The 12,933-nt window shown below is 52.9% G+C and carries 8 protein-coding genes; 1 reads left to right on the top strand and 7 read right to left on the bottom strand.

The window, feature by feature from the left end:
- The first annotated feature begins 45 nt into the window (after positions 1 to 45).
- Positions 46 to 1,131 carry an NAD(P)H-dependent flavin oxidoreductase gene (locus GJJ30_RS17920; RefSeq protein ID WP_154176558.1) on the top strand — a complete coding sequence of 362 codons (1,086 nt, stop codon included), beginning with the start codon at positions 46 to 48 and terminating at the stop codon, positions 1,129 to 1,131.
- A gap of 47 nt (positions 1,132 to 1,178) precedes the next feature.
- On the opposite strand, the gene GJJ30_RS17915 is transcribed toward GJJ30_RS17920, so the two are convergent.
- From GJJ30_RS17915 to GJJ30_RS17885, 7 genes are all read right to left on the bottom strand, one after another.
- Positions 1,179 to 1,349 carry a hypothetical protein gene (locus tag GJJ30_RS17915; protein ID WP_154176557.1) on the bottom strand — a complete coding sequence of 57 codons (171 nt, stop codon included), beginning with the start codon at positions 1,347 to 1,349 and terminating at the stop codon, positions 1,179 to 1,181.
- A gap of 301 nt (positions 1,350 to 1,650) precedes the next feature.
- Positions 1,651 to 3,909 carry a TonB-dependent receptor gene (locus GJJ30_RS17910; protein WP_154176556.1) on the bottom strand — a complete coding sequence of 753 codons (2,259 nt, stop codon included), beginning with the start codon at positions 3,907 to 3,909 and terminating at the stop codon, positions 1,651 to 1,653.
- A 35-nt stretch (positions 3,910 to 3,944) separates the two neighbouring features.
- A complete protein-coding gene (locus tag GJJ30_RS17905; RefSeq protein WP_154176555.1) occupies positions 3,945 to 5,270 on the bottom strand; it encodes a tetratricopeptide repeat protein in 1,326 nt (441 codons plus the stop codon).
- A gap of 101 nt (positions 5,271 to 5,371) precedes the next feature.
- Positions 5,372 to 7,630 (bottom strand): DUF4331 domain-containing protein, encoded by a 2,259-nt coding sequence (locus tag GJJ30_RS17900; protein WP_154176554.1) that lies wholly within the window; start codon positions 7,628 to 7,630, stop codon positions 5,372 to 5,374.
- A gap of 22 nt (positions 7,631 to 7,652) precedes the next feature.
- A complete protein-coding gene (locus GJJ30_RS17895; RefSeq protein ID WP_154176553.1) occupies positions 7,653 to 9,416 on the bottom strand; it encodes a DUF4331 domain-containing protein in 1,764 nt (587 codons plus the stop codon).
- Positions 9,417 to 10,065: 649 nt separating this feature from the next.
- Positions 10,066 to 12,411: a hypothetical protein gene (locus GJJ30_RS17890; protein ID WP_154176552.1), complete on the bottom strand. Its 2,346-nt coding sequence runs from the start codon at positions 12,409 to 12,411 to the stop codon at positions 10,066 to 10,068.
- Positions 12,412 to 12,596: 185 nt separating this feature from the next.
- Complete coding sequence (locus tag GJJ30_RS17885; protein WP_154176551.1) at positions 12,597 to 12,857, bottom strand: acyl carrier protein; 261 nt, start codon at positions 12,855 to 12,857, stop codon at positions 12,597 to 12,599.
- Between the last annotated feature and the right edge of the window lie 76 nt (positions 12,858 to 12,933).

Raw genomic sequence — 12,933 nt, 5'->3', positions numbered from 1 at the left:
CTACTTTTGCCGGAAAGGACAGTATCGGTTTAAACGCGAGAAACGATGGCGAAGGCATGGCCGGACAACCGGATTCAGGAATTACTGGACATAGAATTGCCGATTATTCAGGCGCCAATGGCAGGATCGGTTTTGTCGAAAATGGCGATTGCAGTTTCGGAAGCGGGTGGGCTGGGGTCGTTGCCCTGCGCCCTGTTACGCATCGACCAGATTCGGCATGAGTATGACCTGATTCGGCAGAAAACCGCTAAACCGGTTAACCTCAACTTTTTCTGTCACCAGTCGCCGGTGATCGATCCGGATCGTGAAAACCGCTGGCGGAAACGGCTGAAAAGCTATTACACCGAATTTGGAATCGATCCGAGCGGGCCTGTTCCAACCTCAAGCCGTGCGCCGTTCGATGCGGATTTGTGCGCGTTGGTGGAAGAACTGCGGCCCGAGGTGGTGAGTTTCCATTTTGGCCTTCCGGACCAGAAGCTGCTGGCGCGGGTCAAGGCCACCGGAGCGAAGGTGTTGTCGTCGGCCACGACGGTTGAGGAAGCGGTTTGGCTCGAACGCGAAGGTTGCGACGCCATTATTGCCCAGGGCGCGGAAGCGGGCGGTCACCGGGGAAACTTTCTGAGCCACGATATGGCAACGCAGGTAGGAACGATGGCGCTGGTGCCGCAGGTGGTCGATGCCGTGAAAATACCGGCGATTGCCGCCGGTGGTATTGCCGATGCGCGCGGCATAGTCGCGGCCCTGGTGTTGGGCGCGTCGGCCGTTCAACTCGGAACGGCTTATTTGTTCTGCCCCGAAGCAGAAATTTCGCCTTTGTACCAACAGGCTCTGCGCAATGGAAAAGACAATAATACGGCTATCACGAATGTGTTCACAGGTCGCCCGGCGCGGGGGATTGTCAACCGCCTGGTTCGGGAAGCGGGACCGCTATCGGCGGAGACCCCGGAATTTCCACTGGCCGGTGGCGCGTTAATGCCGCTCCGGGCGAAAGCCGAGCCGACGGGTGTTGCCGACTTTACGTCGCTGTGGTCCGGCCAGGCTGCCAGCCTGGGCCGGGAGCTTCCGGCGGGGGAGTTGACCCGCTTGTTGGCGGAAGAAATGCGCAATAAAATGTCAGCCTTCCATTCGTGAGCGAACCGAAGACGCAGGTACCGGGTATGATTTCCGCTGAAGTGGAATTATTTATTGGAAATGGCGGGAGTACTTAAAGCTTTGATTTCGTCATCGAGAACGTCTTTCAGAATGCCCAGGATATCGGCGGCCAGGAGTTTTTCGCCATCGTCGATGAAACGGTTATACGATTCATAGAGAATGTGACACCTCCGCTCGAAGCGGGTCGTTGGCGTCATTGGAAAGATGGTAGTCTGACTCTTAAATTGACCAGCAATTACGGTTTCACGGGTTTTACTGAATAAATTAGTCATACACGAACGATCTATTTATGAAACATCTCACTTCATTGTCCAGCACAATTTACAGAGATTGGCGTTGTTTGTGCAAGTGTACTAAAAATTAAAACAAAACCCGACTCGATCGGCCGGGCTGTATGTTAATTCTGTCCTACCCATACGGGTATGTGGATGAATTAGCAAAAATTAGGCCATTCAGGTCGAAAGACGATAATTTGAAAATTGTTTTTTGTGGACAAGCTCACCAGAACAATGTCCAGCTCAGGCGGGCGAAAAAAGGGGTTCCGGGCGTAAAGTGAATCTCGTCCACCGCTGCGGTTTCGCCCCGCAACCGGCTTTCGGTGGCAAATTGCGTTTCTTTCCAACGGGTATTCAGCAGATTTTGAACGGACAACCCAAACTGATACCGGGCCCGCGTGTAATTGACTTGCAGATCGGTTACAAAATACGACTGAGCGACAATCGAGTTGTCTTCGTTCGCGGGCCGGTTTCCCATGTACCGGTAGCGCAACGAGCCGCTCCACCGTCCGGCATTCTGGAACGTCAGGCCACCCGTGGAAGTGAACGTAGGCGCAAGCGGTAAATAGTTTTGACTGGATTCGACTCCGATGGCGCGCGGTTTGGCGGTATTCAGATCCAGATCGGCGTACAGGTGATGGGTCAACTGGTAGCGAACCGACAGATCGACCCCGTACCGGCGCGATTTGCCGCTGGGTTCCACCACCCCTTCGTCGCCGACGTAAACAAATTCCTGTTGCAGCCAGAGGTACCAGCCAGCCGCGTTGATGAGCAATTTGGGAAACGGTTTGAAAATAATGCCCAGATCGGAACCGTAGGCCGGGGGTAAAATATCCCGCCCATTCTGCGGGACAACCACCCGCGTATCGTTGGAGTGAAAGCTTTTGCCGGTATTAAGGTACAATTGAAGCCGCGAATTTGCCGTGTAATAGAGGTTGAGTTTGGGCGAAACAATGGCCGCATCGGCCCGTTTCGTAACGCTGGTGGGCGGAATCAGGTCTTCGTACTGATTGCGGAAATAATCCAGCCGGACGCCCGCGTTGAGGGAAAAATGGTCGGAAAACTGGACCAGCTCGTCCACATATCCACCGGCATTTACTTCATTGATGTTTCCGAATTGCCGCCGTTCCAGCGTCTCAACCCGGTTTCTGGTGTGCGAAAGCTCCGTGTGATGCGTTAAATCCTGGCGGTATTGCAGCCCGGCGGTTGTCGTAAACCGGGTGTTCCCCCTGAAATCGGTTCGCGAGATACTGCCGTTGTAGCCAAACAGATTCCGGTGCTCTTTCTGCCGAATCTGGTCGCCATTGATCGAATCCTCGCGGAAAAAAGTGAAGTTGGAATACAGCTCAAAATTGTAGTTGCTGTAAAAAAGCTGATTCTTGATCGTATAATTGCCGGGTGTAACCGTCACCAGTTCCGCGTTGACGTTGGTCCGGCTGGTTTCTCCGCCCTCGGTCGGATCGACGGAACCGAAAAAACCGGTCAGGCCCGAAGCCACCGCCCGGTCGGGAATTTGCCCGGAGTGATTCCATTTGCTCCAGAAGGTCGAACCGGTCAGCGTCAGGTTAGTGTTGGGCGACAAATGGCTGTGGTATTTGCCCACCACATTCAGGCGTTTGAAATGCTGCGGGTTGTCGAAATAGGAATCGGAATACGAATATTCCGACGCCAGATAGGCCGACTGGTTGTGCGACCGTCCCCGCTGCCCCAGCAAATCCAGCCCCGCAACGGCGCGGTACGTGTTGTATTGCCCGACTTCGAGCTTGGCGAAACTTTTGTCCAAAGCCGTGCGCGTCCGGAAATCGGCCCAGCCCGCCGTGGTAAAATTGCCTTTGTCCGTCGTGTAAGGCCCTTTTTTGAAGTCAACTTTTTCGATTAATTCCGGGATCACAAAATGCAGATCGGCGTAACCCTGACCGTGGGCGTGCGAAACCATGTTGACCGGCATGCCGTCCACCGTCAGCCGAATGTCCGTGCCGTGGTCGATGTCGAAACCCCGCAAAAAAATCTGCTCGGCTTTTCCGCCCCCCGCGTGCTGCCCAATGAACAAACCCGGCACCATCCGCAGAATTTCCTGCGAGTTGGTAATGGGGCGCATCTTAATGTCCAGACTGCTAATCAGTTGCTGATCGTGGGCCTGCTGCACGGAAACGACAACTTCGCTCAATTCGATGGGCGCGCGACTCAAAACCGTATTCAGCGCAACGGTCTGGTCATCCTTGATCTCGACTGTAATAGTCAGGGATTTAAAACCGATGTGGGAGATTTCAAGCTTGTAGGAAGCGGCCACCAAACCCACGAAACGGTATTGTCCTAATTCATTGGTGAGGGTTCCTTTTCCCAAACCGGTGAGCTGCACACTGACCCCGCGCAGTGGCTGATGGGTAGCCTGATCGAGTATCGTTCCTGAAATACTACCCAGGTGGGCAAAAACCGGTAGGCTGATCAGGGCCAATAAAAGGGCGTAAAGCGCGCGTTTCATACGGATGGGTTGGCAACCAGATTGCCTTAGTCCGGCTAAAGTACAAAATTAGGGTTTATTTTTCGGGCCTGAGCCACCAGTTTGTTTCCCGATTCGACGTGTCCCAGGGCAACTTCAATCGCTCCGGCCTGTCGCAGCAATTCGGGATTTTTACTACCGGTTTTCAGCGCTATCTGCATGTGTTCCTGGGCTTTCTGCAGGTCATTCTGGTTGAAATAAACCCAGGCCAGGGCGTGATTGACGTCAATGTTTTCCGGCCGTTTCCGGTATTCTTTCAGGCCGTAAACTTTTGCCGAATCCAATTGACCGGTTTTGGTGTAGAGTTTGCAGAGTTCCAGATCGACGGTATGACCCGAGCGGGCATCTTCGTTCAGCATGGTGACCACTTCGGCAAATTTCTTTTTGGCCTTTTCCTTATCGCCCTGCAGGGCATAAATCTCCGCCATTTCTTCGTGGAACGAAAATTCGGGCATGATGCTGGCGGCTTTGTCGAGAGTCGCCAGGGCCTTTGCGTATTCCTTGCGGGCTTTCTGGATTCGGGCCTGACCGGCCAGCGCAAAGGCGTAGCTGGGCCGAACGTTCAGAATACCGGCGTATTGTTTTTCAGCTTCGCTCAACTGACCGGTTGTTTCGTAGAGGTGACCGAGGATATTTTTGCTCCAGCAATACGGTTCCGAACCGGGTAATCCGGCCTGAACGGCCAGTTTCATGGCTTCGATCGAGCTGGGGTAGCTTCCGTAAATTTCGCGCAGGTAAGACGCCCGTGAATACGACTCCAGCGACGGTTTCAGTTGCTGCATTTTATCCGACATCGCCACGGCTTCTTCATAATTTCCCAGCTCGACGTTGGCATCGACCAGAACGCCGTAGACGTAGGCGTTGTTGGGGTTGATCTGCCGGGCTTTTTCGGCCAGTTCGCGGGCTTCGGCAAACTGGTGCTGCGACATTTTGACGGACGATTTAAACGTTGTGGCCTCGAAGTTTTTGGGGTCCATCGCTAGCACGCCATTCAGAATCGTCAGAATGGCCGGGTAATAATAGGGATGTTCGCCGGTAATCCGGGCTTCGGACAGGTAAATAACCGCCAATTGCAGGCGCGGTTTCAGGTCGTTCGGGGTCTTCTGGATTTTTCTCTGTAAATCATCGACTTTCTCTTTCGTCCGGGGCCATTCGACGGCGCTGGCTAATTCGCCCCGGCGCTCAAAAAGGGGCGGTATTTCCATCGTAGAGCTGGTTGATGCGGTTTCGGTACCGGTTTTTTTACGTTCGGAACAACTCGTCTGTGTAAACAGAAGGAGGGACAGGATTCCCGGAATGCAGACCGAAAAGAGTCGATTGAGAAAAGAGTTACGTGCTGACATGGTGAATGAAACCGCCCACGCGGAAAAGGGGAAAGTGTGTTGAGAAATGACCGGGGATTGGCGCGGATTCGTCAACCCCCGGTTTTGGTGCGGAAGAATAGTTATTGCCGGAGCACTTTAATAATCTGCTGATCCGTTGGGGTTTTTACCTGCAGGAAGTAGACGCCGGTTTCTTGCCCCAGCCGCAGTGTCCGGCGTTCCAGCGAACCCGCGATTGGCACGGTATGCTCGCCAAACTGCTGACCCTGATTATTGATCACCGAAAGGTGAAGCGACTGACCGGCGGCTCCCGTCACTTCCACCGTCACTTCGTTCTTGGTAGAAGGGTTGCCCAGCACGCGAACCGTGAATTCCTCCGCCGATTCGATTCCGAGCCGCTGGTTACAGGGCGTACGGAAATCGAAGGTGTAGCTCACCTGCGAAGCCGGTTCGCCCACGTAACGACCGTACACAACCAGGGTCCTACGGCTGCCGACGTCTCTGCGCAACTCGGCTTCGACCTGCTGATTTACGTTGGTGCTCCAGGTATTGACCCCGGCGGCCGAATACTCAACCGTCTTTTTGGGATCGCCCCCAATTCGGCCGTACACAATATTGCCGTTGGCGCAATTGTAGTTCACGACCGTCACGGCAAGCGGCTGATTGGCTTCGTAGCTGTTGCCCAGAAAACCCCGCCAGGGGTCCTGAACAAACGGGAACGAACTTTTGAAGGTCGTATCGTTTTTGAGAACACCCGCTTCGAAAGCCAGAACGTTGCCTAACATGGTCGTAACCGGTGAGGGCGACGTGCCCGGAATGTAATCGTCGTACCACAAACCAATGGCCGCCAGAACAACTCCGCCCACTGCCTGCAATTCGATCGTCGTGACGTCATCCTCCAACCGGCGCCCGTTCGGAAAACCGTCCATGTTCGGGATAAACTGCAGATTCGGGTTGTTGTACGGTTCCTGGGTCAAGCCGAGAACCGCAGCGCCCAGCAAGCCCGAATAACTGAAGTACTGGTGGTTGCGGGGAGTAGCCGGAACCGCCATGTTCAGCCGCAGCATATCGCCCAGCGTGGGCAGGAAGTTGTTGATGAAGGGTTTGCCAGCCGCCAGCGGATCGCCGTTTTTCCCCGTCGCCAGTTGGTAAGGGCGCAGGTTGGGGACGCCGGTGTAGAAGATGGGCAGCAGATCGACGGCGCGGGGACTGGCGTTGTTGGGCAGCAGAACCGACCCGAACGCGCTCTCGGCCAGGGCCGTACCATTCAGGGCCGAGGCTCCTTTCAGACCAAACAGACCCGGTTTTCCGTTCCGGAAGTCGAACGCACCCAATGACTTCGACTGAATCCGGAGGGCCGACAGACCCGGAACCGCTCCGCCAAACTTGGAATCATCCATGTACAACGCCAGTTCGGGATTGGTAAAATAAGGAGCAAATTGCAGGTCATTTCCTCCGTAGGGCGTTAGGGAGTTCCATTTGTCCTTCATGCCGATGGGAATGACGGCTTCGTTGGTCAGGGGCATGCCAAGCCGGGAAACCTGCACCCAGCCGCCATCGTAACCAATCCCATCAGCGTAGAGGGTTTTGATTTTGCGTCGGCTGGAGGAAGCCCAGACGCCAATGACGAAGTCGGGATCGAGAATATTGGCGGCCTGAGCAACGTTTTTTTTGTTTTTCTGCAGCGTCGAAACCGGTACTTCGAGGGCAATGGTATGCACGTTGAAACGGGCCAGACCGTCGCGGCCTTTCCTTCGGATGTTTCCCAGGTCGAACACACCGCCCAAATCCACAAAGAACGGATCGTCGATGGGGCCGCAGAAAATCCGCTCGCCCGTTGAGCTGGTCGTGATGGCTTTTTTCGCGAGTTCATTGTAGGAAGTGGCACCCAGGCCAACGGTGGCATTTTCGATGGAGCGGGGCCCGATATTGGGCGGGGGCACCATGCCGTCGGTGACGATGGTGGTCCAGGTCTGCCCCCCGTTCAGACTGCGTTCGCAGGTATAGGTGGTTTTCTGGTTCTGTTTGCCCAGGCGGATGTTGAAAAACGTGGTCGGGTCTTCATTGACAACCTTGAACGTAAACCGGTACGTAATATCGTCTCCCGCCGTGGTGGCGTTGTTTTTTACATGGATTTCGTACCGGATGTTTTCCCCGAACGTGTACCAGTTGGGGCCACCCGCCGGATCTTCAAAAGGAATGTAGTTGGCAATCAGGACGATTTTTTCCGCATCGGTTGGGCTCTTGAACGCGTAGACGTCGGTGTTATCGGCCAGCGGATCGGTCGAAATCAGCGGAGCTTCCCGGTGGCTCGAAGCCATAACCTGGCTAATGGGCAGATACAGCAGCACTGCCAGCAGAAGGGTAAGTATCTTTTTCATGTTTTATCCGAGGTGTGCAGGCTTAGAATTTGGTCGTTTTGGAATGATCGAAACCTCTCCACGGCGCTTGTACGTAGGGAAACGAAGCTTTGAGCGTCGTATCATTTTTGGTAACTCCGGCGGTGAATCCCAGCACTTTTCCTAAACTGGGCGTCACCGGATTGGGCGTGGTTCCCGGCTTGAAGTCGTCGTACCACAAACCAACGGCGGCCAGAACAACCCCGCTAACTGCTTGTAACTCGATCGTCGTGACGTCATCTTCCAACCGGCGTCCGTTCGGAAAACCGTCCATGTTCGGAATAAACTGCAGATTGAGATTGGTGTACATTGGATCGGTCAGACCCAGTACGGCCGCTCCGACCAAACCCAACGAGCTGAATTTGGGATCGTTACGGGGCGTTGCGGGCACGGCCATGTTCAGCCGCAGCATATCGCCCAGCGTGGGCAGAAAGTTGTTGATGAAAGGTTTGCCGGCCGCCAGCGGATTGCCGTTTTTTCCCGTTGCCAGTTGATACGGTTTTATATTCGGCACGCCGGTGTAAAAGATCGGCAGCAGGTCAACGGCGCGGGGGCTGGCGTTGTTGGGCAGCAGGATCGTCCCGAAAACGGCATCGTCCAGCGCCGTGCCGGTCAGGGCTGAAGTTCCTTTCAGGCCATATAAACCCGGTTTTCCGTTCCGGAAGTCGAACGCACCTAGCGAATTCGCCTGAATCCGGAGATCTTTCAACGATCCAACCGCTCCGCCGAATTTGGAATCATCCATGTACAACGCCAGTTCGGGATTGGTAAAATAAGGAGCAAATTGCAGGTCGTTTCCTCCGTAGGGCGTCAGGGAGTTCCATTTGTCCTTCATGCCGATGGGGATGATAGCTTCGTTCGTGAGGGGCATGCCAAGCCGGGAAACCTGCACCCAGCCGCCATCGTAGCCAACATCGCCTTCGTTGTACAGAGTGGTGATTTTCCGCCGACTGGCCGACGCCCAGACGCCGATGACGAAGTCGGGATCGAGAATATTGGCCGCCTGAGCAACAGATTTTCCGTCTTTCTGAAGCAGATTGACCGGTATTTTCAGGGCAATGGTGTGGACGTTATACCGGGCCAGCCCGTCCTTCGGTGGATTGGTTGGGTTGCCGCTGGGCCGGAAATTTCCCACATCAAACGCCCCCGCCAGATCGACAAAGAACGGATCGTCGGCCGGGCCGCAGAACACTTTTTCGCCCGAATTCGCCGTAGCAATCGCCTGTTCAATCAGCGAGTTATACGAAGAAGCACCCAAACCAACGGTTCCGTTTTCGATGGAGCGGGGTCCGATGTTGGCGGAAGGCACAACGCCATTGCTGACGATGGTTGTCCAGGTCGCTCCGCCATTGGTGCTTTTTTCGCAGATGTAGGTGGTTTTCAGATTTTGCTGCCCCAGCCGGATGTTGAAAAACGTGGTGGGGTCCTGATTGTTGCTGCTGAACGTAAACCGGTACGTAATGTCGTCACCGGGCGTGTTGGCTTTGTTTTTTACGTGAATTTCGTAGCGGATGTTAGGACCGAAATTATAATAATTGGGGCCACCTTCCGGCAACTCAAAGGGAATGTAATTGGCGATGATCGTAATGGTATTCGGATCATCCGGGCTTTTGAAAGCGTACACATCCGTGTTGTCGGCGAGCGGGTCGCTTGAAATCAGCGGGGCTTCCCGGTGACTGGAGGCAAACGTGCTGACTGTCAACAGCACCAGGGCACAACTCAGGATTAAACTTCTGAGCTGACCCAAAAACGTAGGAGAGATGGACATAGTTTTTTGGGAAAAGTGTGAAAAAGTACTGAACCTTTAACGAGTGGGTTGTAGACAGGACGATTCGAATAAAAAGACTGCGGTTTCCAACGAAGTCAGAAATACAATCGACCGGCGAACCGGTTTTTACACTTTCGCTAAAAACAAATGATTGGCTTTTATGATGTGGGGCTACATCATAAAATGTTAAGATTCTCGCGGGGGACTACTACAGACTTCCTGAACCTCCTGGCAAAAACGGCGCGGAGCCTTTTTACCAACTTGCGGCTATTCAGTTTTAGAGGCAAAAATCAAATCAGGCAAATATACTTTTTTTTACAATTTTTTTCATTTTTGTCAGGATTAAGGAAGTATTATTTTATCAGACAAAATCAATAGCTGGTAATCAGCTGATTATATTTTCTTAATCAGCTCGCTATTGTACTTACGTATTGAGTTCGATTACCAGACTTGTGACCGAATTTCAATCGTTTTTTTCTAAAATGATTGGGGATCTGTGTTGAGTAATCCAATATACGTTTAATCGGTGCAAACGGATTTTTGCCGTTGAAAAATTGACTGGTTGGCCAATAAAAAAAATCCCTCAGCAAACGTTTGCTGAGGGATATAAAACCGCCTGTTTAGTCAAACCATGCCCGGCGAGGTTCTCTTAACAGGGCTCTGAATACAACAATTTCAGGCGAAGTGCTTTTAGTCTGGCTACCCCCTGCAACGGTTCCAGATCAAGGTATTCGATCTCGGAAGCTAGTTTCTTTTGTTCCTGTAACTGGGTGATAAAAGGAAGATAATCAGCGATTTCGCGGGTGTTCGTGTAAACGAGCGCAATGGTGTCGGGCTGGGTCAGCCGCTCCTGCGTTCCGGCAATCAGGGCCTTGTCGATCCGTTTTTTCAAAACTTCGTAGCGAATGCTGTAGGAGCCTTCCACATCGAACCGGTGCTCGTCCTGCCGGAAACTGATGTCGACGGGTTGGCTGTGCGCCAGAATCAACTGGGTGGTTTGCAGCGGCAGCGGCAGGCGGGGCAGCAGCAGGTGCGTCAGCCGGGCCATTTCCACCATTGCGTTCAATTGCCACTGAAACAACTGCCGGAGGTAGTCGGGCCCGAACGGTTTTTGGGGCGCAATGGATTGTCCGATGTAGATCGTGTATTCCATTCCGTCGGTTCGGTAACGCTCAAAATAATGCGGATAAACGGCCTGAAGCTGTTTTTCTTCGTCTTCGATGAACGTATTCACCGCCGTATTGAGCCATTCGACGCTCCGTTCGTACACCTGCAACGACCGGTTAAACTGGCCATTTGTGGGGTTTGTCTGCCCGAAATAATGCTGGATAGCGGTTTCCATATCCGGATAATGCAGCCGCAGGTGTTCGAAATACGGATTTACTTCCAGCGCCAGAAAGTCACTGATATTCAGTTCATCTTCCGGACCCAGCTCTTCGGTCAGCTTGCTTTGCCAGCCGCTGGCAGTAGCGATGAGCTGTTCGGGGATGGCCAGTTCGTTGGGCAAATCTTTCTGTTTCAGTAACTTCTGAATAGCGGCTAATTGATTGGAAAAGTCCTGCCGAACCGCTTTGTAGCGTTCGTTCGACGAGTTTCGGATATCGATTGCGCCGTAAACCGGGTAAACCTGCGGAAACCGCACCTGCGTGGCCGGACTGTTAAAGGACTCTTTTTTGCCCAATCGCATGTATTCCCAGGCCACTTCGTTAAACTTCCATTCGACAGACGGCTGGAGGGACGTGAATTTCTGTTTGATCAACTGCTCCAGATTTTGGTTGAACTGCCGCAGTTGATACCTTAACAATTCCTGAACCAGCGGGATAACCTGTTCAATTTTAGGCAGTAAGCCTTCTTCAAAGGCATCCGGTTGCGGGCTCGCCATTTCCAGTATTCCCAGGGCTTCGGTGCCGTTCACGATTGGATACCACAAAAAACTGCGAAAACCGTTCTGGTAGAGCATCTTCTGACCGGTTTCGGGCAATCCTTTCAAGTTTGGAAACAGGCGCGGAACCGGATTTTTGATCAACTCCTGAACGGTTTTCTGAGCGTTCGGGTTTTTGTAACCATCGACAACCTTGCCGGAATACCGCAGAAAAACGCTGCGGGCGCTCATCTCCTCCTGATGCACAAAATACCCGTTAACCTGCTGAAACGGAACGATGCTTAACTGAAGATCGGGCTGTCCGACAAGGTTCCGCAGGGCGGTTTCGAAACGGCGGTAAATCTCGGGTTCGGTGTCGGAATGCAGACGCGAAAAAACCGCCTGTAACTGGTGGACGGTTTCGGCTTCCGTGATGTCTTCCACGACAAAAAAAGCGAATCCTTCGAAATGAAAATCGCTCAGGGTCAGCCGGCCAGTGCTTTTATTCGGTAGCCGACCGCCTTTGGCGAAATCAATCCAGGCCGATTTTAAGTCTGGTAATTGGGGTTCGGTTCCGAATGGGTCGCCTGGGCTGCGCTCAATAAAAGTAGTGTTGATTTTGAACCGGAAATACCTGGTTAAACCGTTGATCGTCTGCTGAAAGCGAAACGAAGCGGTTTTGCCGTTGAACGACTGGACACCGTAGTGTTTTTCCAGTATCAGACGGTACCAAAACCGCTGCTGATCTTCTTCCTCGATTTGAGTTCGAATGTCTGATAACAAGCTGGGATGCTCGTTTTGCAAACGACCAAACTCGTCGGACTGGTGAAACAGCGTCATCGGGAAAGGCAGACCGAAGGCGTACGAAATTTCGCGGCTGGCGTGGGCCAGCGGAAAAACCGTTACCGTCGCCATTTGAAAAAGCATGGCCAAACGGTCTTTGTCATACAGTTCCTCCAGCGGTTCAATACCGAACGTGGGCGTAAACTGGTCGGTCATGTAGGTATACATGTCGCCCAGCCGATCGGTTGACTGGCAGATTTTCTGCTGACTGTTGAGGTAATTTATAAAAGGCCGAAACGATAGTTTGAATGAAACGCCCCGTTCGGTCGTGTGTGGTAGTTCTGTAATCATAGCCTCCATTTCGATGGGTAGGGGAAAAATCGAAGTTGACCGTTACCCCAATTTTGGAAACAGTAATTCGGGAGGGTTGGTGCCAGAAAACCGGTATTTTACGCAGCCCGCTGGCACCTTTAAAAATTCGAGAATGAAACTATTTTCATTTCTAACGAATATCTATATACGTTAGAAAGGAGTCGTCACTGCGGCTGGCTGATGCCGGAGAAGGTCTCGGTCACGAGATAAGCTTTCAACTGGCCGATGGTTTTCAGCATCCACCAATCCTCGTCCGGAATCCGGATGCCGAAATTGATCTCGACCTGGAGCAGCAGGTCCGTAATGTCCAGCGAATCCAGGCCGAGGTCTTTCGTAAAATCGGCTTCGTCGGTAAGGGCGCTCAAGCTGACGCCCATGTTTCCGAAAAGGTTCTGGAGGCTATCGTTAATTTGTTGAATGGTCATGGCAATTAGGGTTTCTGTTTTGAAAGAATAAGAACCGGAGCGCGGGGAGCGCTCCGGTTTTCAATTCATTGGGTTG

It is taken from the genome of Larkinella terrae (genome assembly GCF_009668025.1).
GTDB classification, from domain to species: Bacteria; Bacteroidota; Bacteroidia; order Cytophagales; family Spirosomataceae; genus Larkinella; species Larkinella terrae.
Note: the sequence above shows the minus strand (reverse complement) of the source record. Positions and strands in the feature narration are given on the sequence as shown.